Raw genomic sequence first — 18,754 nt, forward strand, 5'->3', positions numbered from 1 at the left:
CCGGGCTTTTGACCCGGATTTCCGTGATTTTGCCCAAAATTGATGCGGGTTCAGGTCAGATCATGCCCGTCAAATGCCCGGATTTCATCCAAACCCGCGCGCCATCCGGCCCCGCAACGGCCTTTGACTGCGATCCTGGCGGCAGACGCAGCCAGTCCCACGCGGCGAATGATTCACCGCCTTCGTCAAAGCTGCCGGTGATGACAAACACCTCAAGCCCACCTTCAGCGTTCAGATCAATGGTCTCACCCTCGGCCCATTGTGCGATCCGTACATCCTCATGCTCATCCTTGAAAAGGCGCAGATCGCCCTGACCGATGATCGAGCGTTTTACCTCAGTCCGGTCGGAGGGGTCGAATTGATGCAACTTGACCAGAATGGTCGCCCCGTCGGCCGCCGAAGGCGTGTGGGATGAGGTCGGAGGGTTGCGAACATAGCTGCCAACCGGAAAATCTCCGGTTTAATCCTGAAAGACGCCATCCAGAACAAGATACTCTTCCCCACCATCATGAGTATGGGCTGCGAAGGCACTGCCGGGGGCAAATCGGACGATCGTGGTGGCGCGGGCGACTTCCTCACCGATCCGGTCCAGCATCTTGCGCTCGACCCCTGCCGCTGGAGATTGCACCCACTCGGTCTGATCGAAATGCACCGCGGCGCGTTTGGTGAAATCCGCGTTGATCCTCATGGCGGCCTCCTGCTTTGAGTCTCCTTCTCGAGATGGGATGGAGAACGCGAAAATCAATCCAACAGTTTTGACGCCCTCTGCGGCTTGCTGTAATCCCAAAGAAAACGGACGACAGGAACAGGCACGAATGGCTTCGCAGAAATTCAACATCGTCGTCATCGGACAAAACAACCGCCTGCAATATGAGGCCCTTCTGTTCGCCGCCTCGCTGCGCCACTGTTCCCCAGGTTTTGACGGCAAGCTTTATGTCGCCACGCCAAACCCCGGCCCCCGTTGGAACCAGAACCCCAGCATCCAGAACGAGGATGTGCGCAAGGCGCTGTCTCAGCTGGACGCCGAGATCCTGCCCTTCGACAACCATGTCTTCGGCGAGAGCTATCCGCATGGCAACAAGATCGAGGCCCTGCTGGCCCTGCCCGAAGGCGAGCCCTTTGTCTTCTTCGACAGCGATACGCTGATCACCGGCGATCTGACCTCGGTCCCGTTTGATTTCGACCGTCCGGGCGCCTCGCTAAAGGTCGACGGGACTTGGCCGAAACCCACCCTCTATGGGCCGGGGTTCCAGGGGATCTGGAGCGCGCTCTATCGCCGCTTTGGTCTGGATTTCGACAGCTCTATTGATCACAGCCAGCCCAAGGAACACTGGAAGCGGTTTCTGTATTTCAACGCAGGGTATTTCTTCTACAAATGCCCGCGCCAATTCGGTGAGCGGTTTCTGGACTATGCGAAAACCATACGCGACGAGGAGATCCCCGAACTCACCGGGCAGAACCTTGATCCCTGGCTGGATCAAGCCGCCCTACCGCTGGTGATCCACTCCTTCGGAGGTGGGCGCGATGCCTTGCCGGACGGGCTTCTTGATGGGTCGGTCAGTTGTCACTATCGCCTGTTTCCGCTGCTTTACGCCCGCGAGAGTGACCGCGTGATTGACGTGCTCGAGACCGTCTCGGCCCCCAACAAGGTCAAGAAGGTGCTCAAAACCTATGACCCGATGAAGAGGCTGATTTTCCAAGGCAAAGGCCACAAAATCCGCAAGATGTTCGACCAGAACGCCCTGCCCGGCCGCGAACAGGCCATCCGCAAGGCGATCAAGGCCACAGGTCTCTGGCTACGCTGACAGGATCGCTCATAGGATCAACCAGAGGATCGTTGTGCAAGGGCCTGCAATAGCCTACAGATTCGCCAACGCACATTCCAACAGGAGATTTTCACGATGTCTGACGGCCCCACCTACGGTTTCGACACTCTGCAGATACACGCGGGCGCACGCCCCGATCCCGCAACCGGCGCGCGCCAGACTCCGATCTATCAATCGACGGCTTATGTCTTTCGCGATGCGGACCACGCGGCGGCTTTGTTTAACCTGCAGGAAGTGGGCTTTATCTATTCGCGCCTGACCAACCCGACCGTCGCGGTTCTGCAAGAACGTGTCGCAACGCTTGAGGGTGGCGTTGGCGCCGTGTGCTGTTCCTCGGGGCATGCGGCGCAGATCATGGCACTGTTCCCGCTGATGGGACCGGGTTGCAACGTGGTGGCCTCGACCCGTCTGTATGGCGGCACGGTCACGCAGTTCAGCCAGACGATCAAGCGCTTCGGCTGGTCGGCCAAGTTTGTCGACACCGATGATCTGGAAGCCGTAAAAGCCGCCATCGACGAAAACACCCGCGCGGTATTCTGTGAATCCATCGCCAACCCCGGCGGCTATGTCACCGATATCCGCTCTTTGGCCGATGTCGCGGACAGCGCAGGCATTCCGCTGATCGTCGACAACACCTCGGCCACGCCCTACCTGTGCCGCCCGATTGAACACGGCGCGACTCTGGTCGTACATTCGACCACCAAATACCTGACCGGCAATGGTACCGTCACCGGCGGCTGCATCGTGGATTCGGGCAAGTTCGACTGGTCGGCGAATGACAAATTCCCCTCCCTCAGCCAGCCCGAGCAAGCCTATCACGGGCTGAAATTCCATGAGACCTTCGGCCCGCTGGCCTTCACCTTCCACGGCATCGCCATTGGCCTGCGCGATCTGGGTATGACCATGAACCCGCAGGCGGCACATTACACGCTGATGGGGATCGAGACGCTTTCGCTGAGGATGGAGCGCCACGTTGAGAACGCCCAGAAGATCGCCTCCTGGCTCGAGGCGGATGACCGGGTCGACTACGTGACCTACGCGGGCCTACCCTCGTCGCCCTATCACGACCGGGTCAAGGCGCAGTATCCGCGCGGTGCCGGTGCCCTGTTCACCTTTGCGGTCAAGGGTGGTTATGACGCCTGCATCAAACTGGTGAACGCATTGGAGATCTTCAGCCACGTTGCCAACCTCGGCGATGCGCGTTCGCTGATCATCCACTCGGCCTCGACCACGCACCGGCAACTGACGCCTGAACAGCAAGAGGCCGCAGGCGCGGGCCCCAACGTTGTGCGAGTCTCGATCGGGATCGAGGATGCTAACGACCTGATCGCTGATTTGGATCAGGCTTTGGCCAAAGCCAGCGCATAAAGCCATGAGCGGACACGACACCAACGCACTTGGTCAACCCATCGGACGGCCGGTCACGGGCGAATTCCCGCGCCCCACGCCGCCTTATACCCCGATGGAGGGCCAGTATTGCTCGGTCGTGCCGCTTGATGTGAACAGGCATGCGCCCGGATTGTTCCGGGCGTTTGCCAATGACGCCGATCACCGAAACTGGACCTACTTACCCTACGGGCCGTTTGGATCTGAGCAGGAGTTCGAAACCTGGGCTCGCGCGAACTGCATGGACGCCGACCCGATGTTTCACACGGTTCTGGATGCAAACGATGTCCCCGTTGGCATGGCATCATACCTCAGGATCGAACCGGCCGCCGGTGTGATCGAGGTCGGGCATATCCACTTCTCGACCCTGCTGCAGCGCAAGCCGCAATCGACCGAGGTCATGTATCTGATGATGCGCCGTGTGTTCGATGAGCTGGGCTATCGCCGTTATGAATGGAAATGCGACGCGTTGAATGCGCCATCTTGTAGTGCAGCCCAGAGGTTGGGCTTCACCTATGAGGGGACATTCCGCCAAGCGACACATTACAAGGGGCGCAATCGCGACACAGCCTGGTATTCGATCCTCGACAGCGAATGGCCGCGTATTCGAGATGCGTTTGAGGACTGGTTGTCCCCGGATAATTTTGACGAAACGAGCCAGCAAAGAAAACCGCTGATGGCCCGCGCGTGAGCCTATTCTGAAATCTCGAACTCCATCGAGACGCTGACAGAAACCGAGATCTCTCCGCCAGCCACAGGCACTCCGCCCGTGTCGGCCATGGCCATCGTTCGCATCTCTGCCATCGGGCGCACACTGCCACCACGTTCCGAGATTGTCTGAACCGGCCCCAGCGTGACATTGGCGGCTTGGGCAAGTTGCTCAGCCTTTGCGGTTGCTTCGCTCACGGCTTTTGCACGGGCCTGAACCTCAATCGGTTCAGGGTCTTGCAGACCAAAGCTCAACCCGCTGAAATCGTTGGCCCCGTCCTGAATGACCGCATCCATGACCTCACCCAGTTGCGTCAGATCACGCACCCGCACAAACACCCGGTTCGAGGCGACGAATCCGGTGATCTCAGGTGGTTCCCCATTTTGCTGATTCCGATTCGACCAGATGGGCGACAAAGACAAGTCGCGGGTCTGCAAATCCCGCTCGTCGATGCCCATATCAGCCAACCGCGCTAGCACCTGCGCAACAGCGTCTGAGGTGGCTTTCATGGCCTCTGAGGCCTCGGGGTTCTGATGTGTCACACCTAGGGTGATCGTCGCCATATCGGGGGCAACCTGAACGGTTCCGGTGGCATCCACGTTGATGCGACGTTCTTCCGCATGTGCCAGCCCGGCGGTGGTTGCGGCCATCATCGCGGCCAGAAAAGCGAATGTCTTCAAGGTGATCCCTCCAAATTACTCTGTCTCAACATGGGTCCGAGGGGCATACACGCACAAGGGGAAGTCCCGGCTTTTTCTTTCCCTCGGCGGGTTCCTGCTTTAGTATCACCCTGCGAATACAAAGGTATTTGCGTTGATATGGTTAACTGTGGTTCCTCCGGATTATGAAACCCGCTTTTGCGCTGACCTTTTCTGCGACCGGAATTTCCCTTCAACACCATTCGGATGGTGAATGGTACGACCTTGGCGAAGTGCCTTTGTCGGCCCCGGATCTGAGTGATCAGATCAAAGCCCTGCACGACAAGGCTTTTGCTCTGGAAAACGACCTCAGCTGCAAACTGGTGCTGCCCGCAGATCAGGTACGGTATCTTGCCCTGCCCACCGAGGGCCAAAGCGATGATCAGATCGCGTCCGAGGTTCAAGCCGCGGTCGCCGAGGCAACTCCGTATGAATTGGCCGATCTGTCCTACGACAGCGCAACCGAGGGGCCGACCACCTTTGTCGCCGCCGTTGCGCGCGAGACGCTGGATGAAGCGCAAAACTTTGCGGCGCAGCACGGGTTCCTGCCAGTCACCTATAGTGCAGCAACGACTGAGGCCGAATTTCCGCGCGAGCCTGTATTTGACCTGACCAGCGAGCCGCAGGTCGCTGCGCCTTCACCCGAACCCGAGCTAGAAAGCCCCCCGGTTCATGCCATAGCGGATGACGCGGCGCCCACAGAGTTCCGCTCTCCTGAGCCTGCTCCGGCTGCAATCGCGTTACCTCCCACATCGAACAAAGCGCAACGTTGGGCGATTCCTGCGATTGCCGCGCTGATCTGCGTTGGGGTAGGTGTTTGGGCGTGGTCTCTGATCGGGGCACACCCAGACAACGACACGTCTACCGAAAACGATACGGCCGAACTGTCTGCACCGCAGTCTCAGGACGCTTCACCGCCTGAGACGGATCCAGAGCCTGAAACCGAAATCGCGGCGACACCAGCAGCGGAAGAAGAACCAGAACCTGAAGCCCAGCCAGAACCTGAAGCCCAGCCAGAATTGTCCCCAACAGATGCGGCCATTCTCGAAGCGTTGAAAGTCGCGCCGACGCCTGTGGAACAGATTGCACAGGACCCCGAAACACAAAGCGACATTGAAGAGGTCGCAGGCGCCCTAGTGGAGGCCCCCGAAGCGCCCATTACACCGGCATTGATTTCCGAGGATGACCTCTACCTCGCATCCATTCACAACCCGGACTTGTCCAGCGACGCAATTGCCCTGCCCGATCAAAGCAGTTTCGACACAGATGCCGCCTTTGAACGCATCCCCGGCCCCTCAATCGCAGGCGCGCAATACGAACTGGACGAACGCGGCTTGGTAGTACCGACCGCTGAAGGCGCACTGTCGCCTGAAGGTATTGTGGTTTATCAGGGGCGCCCCTCCAAGGTCCCGCCTGAAGTACCGGTGCGGTTTGAGGAAGAACCCGTGGTCGATGAGGTCAACCAGAGGCTGGCCGAACTCCGCCCCCGGCCCCGCCCCGGCAATCTGGTCGAGAATTTCGAACGCACGCAATTGGGCGGGCGCAGCCTTGAAGAACTTGCGGTCGTGCGACCCAAGTTGCGGCCCGAAAGCCTGCAGGTGCAGCCCGAGGTCGACGATACACCCACCGCCTTGGCTGTTGTTCGCGTCCCGCGCCCCAAATTGCGGCCCGCGCGGGCTGTGGCCTCGGCCAGCCCCAACGGATCAAACCTGGGATCAACCGCCGCAGTCGCGTCCAGCAATGACGAGGCCGGGTCATTCCAGCCGAAATCCGTGGCTCCGAAAATCCCGACAACAGCCTCGGTCGCACGGCAGGCCACAATCGACAATGCCCTGAACCTGCGCAAGCTGAACCTGATCGGCGTCTACGGCACACCCGCAAATCGCCGTGCCCTCGTCCGGCTTCCGAGTGGTCGGTACAAAAAGCTCAAGATCGGAGACCGGATTGACGGCGGCAAGGTCATCGCCATCAGCGACAGCGAGTTGCGGTATCAAAAGAAGGGCCGCAATCTGACTTTGAAAATGCCGCGTGGTTAAGGACGACCCGTATTTTCAGACTATCAAAGCTGGGTACGAACAAGCGGCTCCCCAGCTGATCCCGGCCTATGACAGCCTTTCTCCTACCGATGTCCTGCACCCCGTTCAGGACCATGTGCCCGATACCGGGGCGAGTGTTCTGGATGTGGGCGCTGGTACTGGAACGGTGGCGCGTTGGCTGGCCAAACGAGGCTGCAACGTGACGGCGATCGAGCCAGTCGAAGCCTTTCGCAACCACGCGATGCACGGTGACGGCGCGCAATCCGTTCAGTGGCTTGATGCTTGTCTGCCTAGACTAAGCGCTCTGCCAGATGGTGTCGTTTTTGACTCCATTCTGGTCATCGGCGTCCTGCATCACCTGCCCCCGCGCGACCAACACATAGCGATCCGCGCCCTGTCTAAACGCCTGCGACCGCAAGGACAGATGATTTTGTCGCTCAGACATGGCCCCTGCCCGCCAGACCGACCCGGTTATGTGATTTCTGACGACGCCATCGTCGATCTTGCGGTAGGTTCAGGCTTGCGGGTTCACCACAGGTCCCGAACCTCATCGATACAACCGGCCAACCAGCGCGCTGGTGTGACCTGGACGTGGCTGGTCTTTGGCGCAGCTTTTAGCGTTTCGGTTTAAACCTGCGACACGAATACCCTGCCACGCTTTCAGCGTTCTCGGGACATTCGTGCCACTTGGCGCTTCAGGTAAAACCGAAACGCTTTAGGCCGCCGAAATCTCACCGCTTTCGATCTGTTCGCGTTCGATGGATTCAAACAGGGCCTGGAAGTTACCCTCACCGAACCCGTCATCCCCCTTGCGCTGGATGAACTCGAAGAAAATCGGGCCGATCACGGTTTTTGAGAATATCTGCAGCAGAATCCGCGTCTCTCCCCCATCCACAACGCCTTCACCATCGATCAGAATGCCGTGCTTCATCATCCGATCCAGCGGCTCATCGTGGTCCGTTACCCGGTCTTTGGACATGTCATAATAGGATTGGTTCGGACCCGGCATGAACTTCAAACCGTTCTCGGCTATGGCGTCGGTCGAGGCATAGATGTCCTCGCTGCCCACCGCGATATGCTGAATGCCCTCGCCCTTGTACTTTTTCAGGTAAGAGACGATCTGACCCGTCTCACCCCGGTCCTCGTTGATCGGGATACGGATGCGGCCACAGGGCGATGTCAGTGCGCGGCTATAGAGACCGGTGAACTTGCCCTGGATGTCAAAGAACCGGATTTCACGGAAGTTGAACAGGTCGCCATAGAACTTGAACCACTTGTCCATATTGCCCCGGTAGACATTGTGGGTGAGGTGATCGAGATAGTAGAACCCCTCGCCGCGCGGTTTCGATTCTTTGATCCACGCGAATTCCTCATTGTAGGGCGAGGTATCGTAATACTGGTCAATGAAGTAGATCAGCGATCCCCCAATCCCCTTGATGGCCGGGACATTCATCGTCTTGTCCGCACCGTCATACGGCTCCGCCCCTTTTGCGACGGCATGCTCGTAAGCTTTCTGCGCATCCACAACGCGCCAGCCCATCGAAGGTGCACAAGGGCCGTGTTCCGCGACGAACTTGTCGGCATAGCTTTCGGGGTCCGCGTTCAGGATGTAGGTGACATCGCCCTGCTGCCACAGCTCGACCAGAGGTTTGGATTTGTGGCGCGCAACCAGATCGAAGCCCATTTTGGCGAACAGATCACGCAACTCCTGCGGTTCGGGGTGCGCGAACTCGACAAATTCAAACCCGTCGGTACCTGCGGGGTTTTCGGGACTGATGATAGATTTCGGGGCGTTATGCGGGAAAGGACCCATGGCGCGTCTCCTTCGAAAACAGGAATTTCTTTGCTGATTCCAAAATACGCCTTAAGCAGTGCTGTTTCCGCGCATTGTTTTCATGTAAACTCTCGAAGTGTGCGCAAACTGCGCATGAATGACCTGAAATTTGAGATCTTGCCGCATATGCTTGATGCAACCGATACACGTCTGCTCTCAGCGCTGCAAAAGGATGCGCATTTGACCGCGCATCAATTGGGTGAGCTGCTGAACCTCTCCCCCAGCCAGGCAGGCCGCCGCCGTCAGCGCCTTGAGGCCGAGGGCTATATCACCGGCTACGCGGCTCGGCTGGATCCGCTGAAACTCGGCTTGCAGGTTCAGGGCTTCGTTCAGGTTCATCTGGGCACACACGGCCCCGATCAATCCGCCAGCTTTGCCCGGATGGTTAACACCCAACCCGAGATCACAAGTGCCTGGACGATGACGGGCGAGGCAGACTACTTGCTTCACGTCTATTGTGACGATCTTTCTGCGCTCAACAGCTTGCTTCATGAGGTGATCCTGCCGCATCCTGCAGTGGCACGGGTACAAAGTCAGATCGTGATGGACCAACTCAAACGCGACGCACCCCTGCCAACCTGAGCGGGCAATGAGGACATAGATGGACGATTTCCTATACCAGGCTTCTATTTATCTGGCTGCGGCCGTGATTGCCGTGCCCCTGTCGGCGCGGTTGGGCCTTGGGTCGGTTCTCGGATACTTGGCGGCTGGCCTGATCATCGGCCCCGTCCTCGGGCTTGTCGGTGCCGAGACCGAAGACCTGCAGCATGTCGCCGAGTTCGGCGTTGTCATGATGCTGTTCCTCATTGGGCTCGAGTTGGAACCGCGCGCCCTGTGGGATATGCGCGACAAGCTGTTGGGTCTTGGCGGGCTTCAGGTTCTGTTGTCCACCACCGTTATTGCCGGTGTCGCGATCTACGCGAACCACCCGTGGTCCGTCGCTCTGGCGGTCGGGTTAACTCTGTGTTTGTCCTCGACCGCGATCGTGCTGCAGACCCTCTCTGAAAAGGGCTTGATGCAAACGAACGGAGGCCGCGCGACGTTCTCAGTTCTGCTGACGCAGGACATTGCCGTAATCCCGATTCTGGCCCTGCTGCCGCTGCTCGCACTGCCTGCCATGCCACATATCGAGGCAGACGGCTCCATCGACCGCGGCGCAGAGCACTTGCACGACGCCGGGCATCACAGCCTGTCTCTGGTCGAAGGGCTGCCGGGCTGGGCTGTCACTCTGGTCACGATCGGCGCAATCGCCTTTGTCATTCTGGCCGGCGTCTACCTGACCCGCCCGCTGTTCCGGTTCATCCACGCGACCCGCCTGCGCGAGATGTATACCGCGCTGGCGTTGATGATTGTTGTCGGGATTTCATTCCTGATGACACTGGTGGGCCTGTCGCCCGCTCTGGGCGCGTTTCTGGCGGGTGTGGTTTTGGCCAGCTCGGAATTCCGCCATGAAATGGAAAGCGACCTTGAGCCGTTCAAGGGCCTGTTCCTAGGGCTGTTCTTCATTACGGTCGGAGCGGGGATCAACGTTGGCTATTTCTTCAACGACCCGTTTGACCTGATCGGCTTGGCCCTGCTGGTCATCCTCGTTAAAGGCATCATCCTTTATCTCGTCGGCAAAGCCTTCAAACTGAAGGGCCGGGATCACTGGCTGTTCACCCTTGGACTGGCCCAGGCGGGTGAGTTCGGCTTTGTCCTTCTGGCGTTTTCGACGCAGCAGAATGTCATCCCGCCGGACCTGTCGCAAAAGATGCTGATGATCATTGCGCTGACCATGCTGATCACCCCGCTTCTGTTCATCATCTACGACCTTCTGTCCCGCAAGATGGCCGACACCAACGCCGCGCCGGAACCCGATGAGATCGACGAAAAAGGCCCCGTGATCATCGCCGGGATCGGTCGGTTTGGTCAGATCGTCAATCGGCTGGTTCGCGCCAGCGGGTTCAAAACCGTTGTTTTGGACCACGACATCGAGACGATCCAGTTGATGCGTCGTTTTGGCGTAAAAGGCTTTCTAGGCGATCCGACCCGGCCGGAACTGCTCCGCGCTGCGGGGCTTGAGAAAGCCTCGGTGCTTGTCGCTGCGATGGATGATCGAAAGACTGTGACCCGCTTGGTCGGCTACGCCCGCCGCCAGCGCCCGGATTTGCATATCATCGCGCGGGCGCATGATCGAACCCACGTGTATGAGCTTTATCAGGCCGGGGCCAACGACATCGTGCGCGAAATGTTCGACAGCTCTTTGCGCGCGGGCCGCTATGTGCTCGAGAATATCGGGCTGAGCGAGTACGAGGCCGCGCAGGCCGAACAGACCTTCTATCACCATGACAGGACGTCCGTGCGCGATTTGGCTGAGCTTTGGATTCCCGGCATGCCCACGTCCGAGAATACGAAATACATTGAACGCGCGCAAAAGCTTGAGAAGGATCTGGAAACCGCATTGCTGGAATTGGCGGAACAGCACGCCAAGGATTCTGCCTGACCGCAGCAATTGCCCGGTCAGGCGCTTAAGTTACCCGTCCGCGACGCCCGCCTCGGCAAAGGTTGCCATGCCCGAGTGGCAGGCAACCGCGCTTTTGAGAATGTTGATCGCAAGCGCACCGCCGGATCCCTCACCCAGACGCAGACCGAGGCTCAGCAGCGGTTCCTTGCCCAGTTTTGACAGCATCGCTGTATGTGCGCCCTCTGCGCTTTGGTGCCCCGCAACGGTATGATCCAGGGCCGAGGGCGAGATGCGCGCCAAACAGGCCGCGGCTGAGGTACAGATGAAGCCATCCAGAATGACGGGAATGCGCAACATACGGGCCGCCGCAATCGCTCCGGCCATGGCCGCGATCTCGCGCCCGCCGAGGCAGCGCAGAACTTCCAACCCGTCTTCACTGCCATGCAGCGCCACGCCTTCGGCGACCACGCGGGTCTTGTTCGCAAGGCCCGCATCGTCGACCCCTGTACCGCGACCGGTCCAATCGGCGGCCTCGCCTCCGAACAGGGCGCAGGCAATCGCAGCGGCGGGGGTGGTGTTGCCGATCCCCATCTCGCCGACCACCAGCAGGTCGGACTTCGGGTCCACCGCCTGCCAGCCGGTTTGCAGCGCGCTCAGCAACTCGGCCTCACTCATGGCGGGGCCTTGGGTGAAATCTGCCGTCGGCCGATCAAGATCCAGTGCGTGGACGTCCATCTTTGCGCCGGCCGCCTTGGCCAACTGGTTGATCGCCGCGCCGCCATGTTCAAAATTCATCACCATCTGAACGGTCACTTCGGGCGGAAACGCTGAAACGCCCTGCGCCGTGACCCCGTGGTTACCAGCAAAGACAATGACCTGAGGGGCCGCAACCTGCGGGCGCGAATCCCCACGCCAGGCCGCATACCAGATCGCCAGATCCTCAAGCCGCCCCAGCGCGCCCGGAGGTTTGGTCAACTGACCGTTGCGTTCAGCCGCGCCATCTGCCGCCGCCATGTCCGGCCCCGGAGCGCTGGTCAACGCGTCACGGAACGTGTTCAAATCATTCAGTTCAGGCAGCATCAAAGCCTCATTGCATCAGAGTGGTCCTGTGTGTTTAACCGAAGCACTGAATCCAACAAGGCCTCGAAAGGCGCAGAAGTGCAAAAAAACGACACCAATCCGGTTTCCGCATGGGATATCCCGCTGGCTCTGGTCCTGTTGACGCGCCTGCCCCTGCCCCGTTTGCCTGAGAAGGTCTTTGCCCGGCAGGCGCAGGCGGTTTGGGCCTTTCCGGTGGTCGGCCTGATGATTGGCGCATTGGCTTGCGTCATCGGGTGGCTTGCACTGACACTGTCGGTTCCGCCATTCGTTTGCGCCGTTTTGCTCGTGGCGACCCTGACCATGACGACGGGCGCAATGCATGAGGACGGGCTGGCCGATACGTTTGACGGCCTATGGGGCGGGTTCACGCCGGAACGCCGGTTGGAGATCATGAAGGACAGCCATATCGGCACATATGGCGTGCTGTCCCTGATTGGTTCGCAACTGATGCGAGTCGCAGCGGTCGCGGCCCTTTTGTCAGCCGGTGCGTTTCTGGCAATCATTGCCGCTTGTGTGGTGTCACGTGCGTTCATGCCCTTGCTGATGGCTGCATTGCCCAATGCGCGCAAACTCGGCCTCAGCCATTCCGTCGGCACCCCACCGATCGGTCCAGTCGCGGTTTCGCTCGCTCTGGCTGGTTTGACGGGGGTTTTACTGATCGGTGAGCAGGTCATTTTGCCCGCCCTATGCGCCGCGATCGTTGTCGGTGCTCTGGCCGTCGTGGCAAAAGCCAAGATCGGTGGCCAGACCGGAGATATCCTCGGCGCTTCTCAGCAATTGGCCGAAATCACTTTCATGGTAGCAATAGCGGCTAAGCTTTAAGACACCCCACCCGTCTCGATCCGCAGGGTGCAGCCGCAATGCTTGCAATGCACCGCGTCCGGATCATGCCGGAACAAACCACAGCTGGGGCATTTGTGGCGCACTTTCTGCGGCATGAAAATCGCCTGCGCCAGGCGCACGAACAGGGCAACTCCGACCACCATGATAAACACCGAGAACAGCTTGCCCCACGGCGTCGACAAGGTGATGTCGCCAAATCCCGTCGTCGTCAGAGTCGCCATGGTGAAATACAGCGCGTCGATATAGGGGTTCTTAGCATCTTCGGGGATGAAAAAGACAAGAACGGCTGTCGAAGTTGCAAACACGAAGACCAGCAAATTGATGGCCGCGATGACCGCATCTTCGTGCGTGCGGAAAAAGGTGCTGTCGCGCCGTAAATCCCACAGCAGATGGTACGAGTGGATCAGACGTAGAGCGCGCAGGATACGCAGGAACGCGAGATTGCCGGTTAAAAACGGGTCGAGGATCAGCGACACGATCACCACGATATCCGCCAGCGTGTAAATCTTGCGCAACAGCTTCCAACGATCTTTGGCGATCCACATTCTGGCCGAAAAATCCAGAAGGATAATAAAGCCAACCACCCAACTGATACCAGTCACCCATGGGCCATGCGGAAAATGCGCGGTGGCGACGAAGAAGATGATTGTGACCACATCGAACAGGATCAACCCATAGCGGAACCAGACCGAAATCGGAGCCTTTCCGATATATAGGAACTTGACCGTCTTCTTCATGCCGAACCGGTATCTGCTTGCATCTACAGAAAAACTAACCGGTTTTCGCCATTCCACCAAGCAACGAAAAAGGCCGCCCCGATGCCAGAGCGGCCTTGCTGTTTCAATCGTCGTGGACTTAGGCTGCGGCGGCGCGCGAAGTCAGGACATCATCGACCTGCTTCGCCGCAGAAATCTCTCCGTCCCCGGACACGGCGGCGACTTCACGGGTCAGACGCTCGAGCGCGGCTTCATAAAGCTGACGCTCGGAATAGCTTTGCTCGCGCTGGTCATCGGTGCGGTGCAGGTCGCGAACCACTTCCGCGATCGAGATCAGATCGCCCGAGTTGATCTTCTGTTCGTATTCCTGCGCGCGGCGCGACCACATGGCCCGTTTGACCTTGGCCTTGCCCTTCAGCGTTTTCATCGCCTGGCTGATCACATCCGGCGAGCTGAGCGAACGCAGACCGGATTCGGTCACTTTGTTTGTCGGCACGCGAAGGGTCATCTTGTCTTTCTCGAAAGAGATGACGAACAATTCGAGCGAAAATCCAGCGACGTCCTGCTCTTCGATCGAGATGATCTGACCCACACCATGGGCGGGGTAGACAACATAGTCGTTCGGGCGGAACTCAAGCTTTTTCGACTTCGACATTCAATTCATTCCTTGGTTTTGGACTGGGATGCGAACAACAAAAAGACCCACGCTCGGTGCCTATTTTGGCCCCGGCAGGTGGTCTGTTTGTCGCAAATTCAGAACTCCAAAGCGAGCATACTTACGGAGTACATCCCAATCTCAGTCATCATGTAGGAAGAAAGTATATCACAAAAATGAGACACTCAAAAGTTTCCCTAGGGGAATTTTTTTATAAACGGCCTGCAATCAAGGGATTAGGCTTTGAAGACCGCTTTTCTTAGCTATCCAAATGGGGCGCGAATCACTTACCCGCCTTCACCCGGAGCTTCGGAGAAATACTTCTCCATCTTACCTTCCTCACCATCGCGCTCTTCCGCCTCTGGCAACGGGTCTTTTTTGGTGACAATGACCGGCCACATTTCCGAGTATTTGCGGTTGAACTCAACCCAGGTTTCCATGCCCGGCTCGGTGTCGGGACGGATTGCATCAGCCGGGCATTCGGGTTCACAGACGCCGCAGTCGATGCATTCGTCGGGGTGGATGACCAGCGTGTTCTCACCTTCGTAGAAACAGTCCACAGGGCACACTTCCACACAGTCGGTGTATTTGCAGCCGATGCAGTTTTCGGTAACGACGTAGGTCATGTTTAGAATCCCATTCAGGTTTGGCGTCTAGCTAGTTCAGTCCGGGTTTGGCTTCAAGATGTGGGGCCGTTTGGCGTGCGAGAAAGATCAAGCGCGCGCCGATCTTTCTTGGTTGGACGACCTTTTCCCTCATATGACGGGTTTTTAGGCGGTATGTCCTGCTTTTCCGTCATATCGAAGTACAGTGTTTGCGCCTCGGGGGCCGGGCCGCGGCGGTCGCCGAGTTTTTCGACGCGAACGACCCGGATGATTTTGCCCTGTGGAAAGGTCAGAACGTCGCCGGGAACCACCGCTTGGGCGGGTTTCAGAACGCGGTTGCCGTTCAGCCTGACATGGCCGCCGCTGACCTGTTTGGCCGACAGGCTACGTGTCTTGAAGAACCGCGCCTGCCAGAGCCATTTGTCGATCCGCAGCTTGGCCTGATCCATGGCGGATCAGTTGCCGCCCTTCAAACCCATCAGCGCTGCTGCAAACGGGTTGTCGGGATCAATCGCCTTTTCCTTCTTCGGAGGCCGGGACGAGAAGGATTTTGCGCCCTGCGGCTTGCCGCCCTTCTTGCCTTGCGGCTTGCGACCGTCCTGAGGTTTCCCACGCGGCTTGCCCTTGCCCTGCCCCTGTTCGCGGCGCGGGGCGCGATTTTGCTGGCGCTGCCGGCCCCATGTGAAGGTGTAGAACACCTCGACCTCGGGTTCGTCACTTGCGGCGTCAGCGGCCGGAGTCTCAGCTGCTGCCTCGGTGCTTTCGGTGGCCTCGGCTGGCGCCTCGGTGGGTGCGGCGACCTCTTCGGGCGAAACCTCTACGGCCGGGGTTTCTTCGGCTGCGGGTTTTTCTGCCGCGTCAGTCGCAGGTGCCTCCGCTGGTGCAGCTTTGACTTTTTCGCGCTCGCCACGTTCGGCCTTGTAGCCCAGACCCTGCATCAGGTCCGCGAATTGCTCCAGCGTCATGCCTGTGATCGAGAGCATGTCAGGCTTGGCTTCAAAGCCGCCCCGGCTGTCCTCAGAGCGCAGCATATCAGCCAGACGCTCCAGCATGTCGATCCGGATCGAGCGTTCGCCCGCATCGCGGTAACCACACATGGTGTCGTAGCCCTGCGGCGCATCCTTGGCGACGGGTACGGTGACCAGACCCGGAGGCGGTGCCTCGGGGAATTCCTGCAGACCACTGGACAGTGCCCAAAGAACCAGGCGGAGGCGCGTGGGCGCAGGTTTCAGCAGCAGAGGCATGAAGATGGTGAACTGACCAAAACGGATGCCGTGCTTGCGCAGCGCGCCACGAGCGTCCTGATCCAGATCCTTGACCTCTTGCGCGACCTGCGCGCGAGGCAGCACACCCAGCGCCTCGACCATACGGAAGGCAAAGCCTTTCGCCAGGCCGGACAGTTCCTCGTCCCGCGACAGGTTGAGCAGCGGCTCGAACAGTGCGGCCACTTTGCGGTCGATGAAGTGCTGCAGACGGCGCTGCACCTTCTGTTCGACGTCCGACCCCGCGGCCTCATCCACAAAAACCTCAACCATCGGCTTGAGAGGCTCGGCCCCGGCAACCAGTTTGCCGACAGCGTATTCGCCCCACATCAGGCCGCCCTGATCAGTGAAATCAATTTCGGTATCGGGTGCATTGTAGAAACGATCGGCACGCAGATGGAATTGCGGCGCGAGAGCTTGCAGCGAGGCCGACTTGAGTGCTTTCGCCTCAGCCCCTTGCGCGCTTTTGTCCGGTGTAAATCGGAACCCTTCCAGACGACCGACGAATTCGCCTTCGACGGTCACTTCACCCTTGTCATTTACTTCGGCCAAAAGGGCCTCCTTCTGTTTGAGCCGGCGCAACAACACCGAGGTGCGCCGGTCCACAAATCTTTGCGTCAGACGATCATGCAGAGCGTCCGACAACCTGTCTTCTACAGTGCGCGTTTCCTCACGCCAATGCGATTCGTCACGGACCCAGCCGTTTCGTTGCGCAACATATGTCCAAGTACGAATATAAGCCAACCTTTTGGACAGCGCATCAATATCTCCATCCGTGCGGTCAATCCGGCGGATTTGCCGCGCCATGAAGTCGTCCGGGATCGCGCCGCGTTCGTGTAGATGGCCGTAGATCACTTCGAGCAGATTGGCATGTTCCGAATGGCTAATGCCCCTAAAATCGGGAATTCGGCACACATCCCATAGCAAACGGATCGACGGGCCATCGCTGGCGCGGGCTGCGACCTCGGTCACTTGCGACAGCGATTTCAGCACGTTCAGATCGTCTGCAGGGCGGGCCTTGGTCAGATGTTCATCATTCGGACTGACTTCTAGCGAGTCGATCAGCGCATCCACCGAGCCGAAGCGAAGGGCGGCATTCCGCCAGTTCAGCTTTTTCATCGGCGTAAAGCGGCTGTCCATGATGGCCTGCGCAACGCCTTCGTCCAACGGCGGGGCCTCGCCGGTCACTCCGAAGGTGCCATCCGACATGCCCCGGCCTGCCCTGCCCGCGATCTGGGCCAGCTCATTCGGGGCCAAGGGGCGCATCCGACGGCCGTCGAATTTGGTCAGGGACGAAAACGCCACGTGGTTCACATCCAGGTTCAGGCCCATCCCGATGGCATCGGTGGCCACCAGATAGTCGACCTCTCCATTTTGGTACAGGTCGACCTGCGCGTTCCGCGTGCGCGGGCTGAGCGCGCCCATCACCACGGCCGCCCCACCCTTTTGACGCCGCAGCAGCTCGGCGATGGCATAGACGTTTTCGACCGAGAACCCGACGATAGCGCTGCGCGGGGGCATTCGGCTGATCTTTTTCGATCCCGAATACACCAGCTGAGACATCCTCTCGCGCCGGACAAACTGCGCCTCGGGCACAAGCGCCGCAATCGGGCCGCGCATGGTGTCGGACCCCATGAACAGCGTCTCATTCGTTCCCCGCGACCGCAGCAACCGGTCGGTGAAGACGTGGCCACGCTCGGGATCCACGCAGAGCTGAATTTCATCAATCGCGACGAAATCGGCGCCCATGCCTTCGGGCATCGCCTCGACCGTGCAGACCCAATACTGGGTGCGCGGTGGTACGATCCGTTCCTCGCCTGTCACCAACGCCACGACCGAGGGGCCGCGAATGGCGACGATCTTGTCATAGACCTCACGCGCGAGCAGACGCAGAGGCAGGCCGATGACACCGGTCCGGTACCCCAGCATGCGCTCAATCGCATAATGAGTTTTACCTGTGTTTGTCGGCCCAAGAACGGCCACTACCCGGGATGACCCGCTCACCTTTGCCCCCTGCGCCCTTAGACTTACAGCGCCTTGCCTTCAACCTGAGGCTTCAGCCGATTCACGGCATTGGTTACTTCTTCATGATGGGGATGTATAGCCAACGCGCGGGAATAGGCCTCAAGCGCCTGATCGGGTTTGCCGACGACCTCGAAGATCAGGCCCAGACCGTAAATAGCCTGATAGTTGTTCGGGTTGAGGGTCAGCGCGTGTTCCAGATCGGCGGCTGCCATTCCAAACCGGTCGATGCCGAAAAAGGCCGAGGCCCGCGCGTGCCAGCCTTCGGCAAATTCGGGCGCGTGGTCGGTCAACGCGGTGAGATGTTCGATCGCGGCCTCGATATCGCCGTCATCCAGCGCTTCGCGCCCCCGCTCAAGCAACAGATCAGCCGAGGCTGAACCCGATTGCGACCAAAGCGCCTGCAACTGACGATCCAAACCGATGGCTTGCTCTGGCGTTGCCTGCGCCAGTTGCCTCAACAGCGCTTCTTCGTCGCGGGAATCCGCTTGTTGCGCTCCACCACTGGTGGAAAACATGACTAGAACGGCAAGTGCCGCAACGGTACCTTTGAGATTGGTGATTGCAATACCCATAACAATGGTCAGTGTAGCGTTGCGACCGAGGATGTCCATTCAC

General features: G+C 59.1%; 17 protein-coding genes and 1 pseudogene. 8 read left to right on the top strand and 10 right to left on the bottom strand.

Translation table 11 applies throughout. The annotated features are described in order from the left end of the window. Positions 1-55: 55 nt before the first annotated feature. Positions 56-688: pseudogene (locus ACR0NO_RS05060) on the bottom strand (cupin domain-containing protein). A 127-nt stretch (positions 689-815) separates the two neighbouring features. Between ACR0NO_RS05060 and ACR0NO_RS05065 the strand changes: the two are divergent. From ACR0NO_RS05065 to ACR0NO_RS05075, 3 genes are all read left to right on the top strand, one after another. Continuing rightward, positions 816-1,805: a hypothetical protein gene (locus ACR0NO_RS05065; protein WP_480723192.1), complete on the top strand. Its 990-nt coding sequence runs from the start codon at positions 816-818 to the stop codon at positions 1,803-1,805. A 96-nt stretch (positions 1,806-1,901) separates the two neighbouring features. Further along, positions 1,902-3,194 carry an O-acetylhomoserine aminocarboxypropyltransferase/cysteine synthase family protein gene (locus ACR0NO_RS05070; RefSeq protein ID WP_480723193.1) on the top strand — a complete coding sequence of 431 codons (1,293 nt, stop codon included), beginning with the start codon at positions 1,902-1,904 and terminating at the stop codon, positions 3,192-3,194. A gap of 4 nt (positions 3,195-3,198) precedes the next feature. Then, positions 3,199-3,903, top strand: a complete 705-nt coding sequence (locus tag ACR0NO_RS05075; RefSeq protein WP_480723194.1) for a GNAT family N-acetyltransferase — start codon at positions 3,199-3,201, stop codon at positions 3,901-3,903. Positions 3,904-3,905: 2 nt separating this feature from the next. On the opposite strand, the gene ACR0NO_RS05080 is transcribed toward ACR0NO_RS05075, so the two are convergent. Next, positions 3,906-4,601 (bottom strand): SIMPL domain-containing protein, encoded by a 696-nt coding sequence (locus tag ACR0NO_RS05080; RefSeq protein ID WP_480723195.1) that lies wholly within the window; start codon positions 4,599-4,601, stop codon positions 3,906-3,908. Between the two features lie 164 nt (positions 4,602-4,765). Between ACR0NO_RS05080 and ACR0NO_RS05085 the strand changes: the two genes are divergently transcribed. Together ACR0NO_RS05085 and ACR0NO_RS05090 are read left to right on the top strand one after the other, a co-directional pair. Further along, on the top strand, positions 4,766-6,655 hold the full coding sequence (locus ACR0NO_RS05085) for a hypothetical protein (RefSeq protein WP_480723196.1): 1,890 nt from the start codon (positions 4,766-4,768) through the stop codon (positions 6,653-6,655). Continuing rightward, on the top strand, positions 6,648-7,286 hold the full coding sequence (locus tag ACR0NO_RS05090; RefSeq protein ID WP_480723197.1) for a class I SAM-dependent methyltransferase: 639 nt from the start codon (positions 6,648-6,650) through the stop codon (positions 7,284-7,286). Before ACR0NO_RS05085 ends, ACR0NO_RS05090 begins: the two co-directional genes overlap by 8 nt. 84 nt (positions 7,287-7,370) lie before the next feature. On the opposite strand, the gene hppD is transcribed toward ACR0NO_RS05090, so the two are convergent. Beyond that, complete coding sequence (gene hppD / locus ACR0NO_RS05095; protein WP_480723198.1) at positions 7,371-8,468, bottom strand: 4-hydroxyphenylpyruvate dioxygenase; 1,098 nt, start codon at positions 8,466-8,468, stop codon at positions 7,371-7,373. A gap of 147 nt (positions 8,469-8,615) precedes the next feature. Here hppD and ACR0NO_RS05100 point away from each other — a divergent pair, with 147 nt between their 5' ends. Together ACR0NO_RS05100 and ACR0NO_RS05105 are read left to right on the top strand one after the other, a co-directional pair. Beyond that, the gene (locus ACR0NO_RS05100) at positions 8,616-9,071 is read left to right on the top strand and encodes an Lrp/AsnC family transcriptional regulator (RefSeq protein WP_170376867.1); all 456 of its coding nucleotides are present in this window, start codon (positions 8,616-8,618) and stop codon (positions 9,069-9,071) included. 19 nt (positions 9,072-9,090) lie between these two features. Further along, entirely contained in the window at positions 9,091-10,971 is a 1,881-nt protein-coding gene (locus ACR0NO_RS05105) for a monovalent cation:proton antiporter-2 (CPA2) family protein (protein ID WP_480723199.1), read from the top strand. 30 nt (positions 10,972-11,001) lie between these two features. On the opposite strand, the gene cobT is transcribed toward ACR0NO_RS05105, so the two are convergent. Next, positions 11,002-12,012, bottom strand: a complete 1,011-nt coding sequence (gene cobT, locus ACR0NO_RS05110) for a nicotinate-nucleotide--dimethylbenzimidazole phosphoribosyltransferase (RefSeq protein WP_480723200.1) — start codon at positions 12,010-12,012, stop codon at positions 11,002-11,004. A 78-nt stretch (positions 12,013-12,090) separates the two neighbouring features. On the opposite strand from cobT, the gene cobS reads away from it, so the two are divergent. Continuing rightward, positions 12,091-12,855, top strand: coding sequence for an adenosylcobinamide-GDP ribazoletransferase (gene cobS, locus ACR0NO_RS05115; protein WP_480723201.1), 765 nt, complete (start codon positions 12,091-12,093; stop codon positions 12,853-12,855). On the opposite strand, the gene ACR0NO_RS05120 is transcribed toward cobS, so the two are convergent. The 6 genes from ACR0NO_RS05120 to ACR0NO_RS05145 form a co-directional block, all read right to left on the bottom strand. Then, positions 12,852-13,613, bottom strand: coding sequence for a potassium channel family protein (locus ACR0NO_RS05120; protein WP_170469956.1), 762 nt, complete (start codon positions 13,611-13,613; stop codon positions 12,852-12,854). The genes cobS and ACR0NO_RS05120 overlap by 4 nt on opposite strands. Before the next feature lie 118 nt (positions 13,614-13,731). Continuing rightward, entirely contained in the window at positions 13,732-14,247 is a 516-nt protein-coding gene (locus tag ACR0NO_RS05125; protein WP_170376497.1) for a CarD family transcriptional regulator, read from the bottom strand. Positions 14,248-14,534: 287 nt separating this feature from the next. Next, the gene (fdxA, locus tag ACR0NO_RS05130) at positions 14,535-14,873 is read right to left on the bottom strand and encodes a ferredoxin FdxA (RefSeq protein WP_170469959.1); all 339 of its coding nucleotides are present in this window, start codon (positions 14,871-14,873) and stop codon (positions 14,535-14,537) included. A gap of 53 nt (positions 14,874-14,926) precedes the next feature. Continuing rightward, complete coding sequence (locus tag ACR0NO_RS05135) at positions 14,927-15,301, bottom strand: RNA-binding S4 domain-containing protein (protein WP_480723202.1); 375 nt, start codon at positions 15,299-15,301, stop codon at positions 14,927-14,929. Positions 15,302-15,307: 6 nt separating this feature from the next. After that, on the bottom strand, positions 15,308-18,118 hold the full coding sequence (locus tag ACR0NO_RS05140; protein WP_480723203.1) for a helicase-related protein: 2,811 nt from the start codon (positions 18,116-18,118) through the stop codon (positions 15,308-15,310). A gap of 23 nt (positions 18,119-18,141) precedes the next feature. After that, the gene (locus ACR0NO_RS05145) at positions 18,142-18,750 is read right to left on the bottom strand and encodes a tetratricopeptide repeat protein (RefSeq protein WP_170376486.1); all 609 of its coding nucleotides are present in this window, start codon (positions 18,748-18,750) and stop codon (positions 18,142-18,144) included. Between the last annotated feature and the right edge of the window lie 4 nt (positions 18,751-18,754).

It is taken from the genome of Ruegeria sp. CL3, assembly GCF_056536505.1.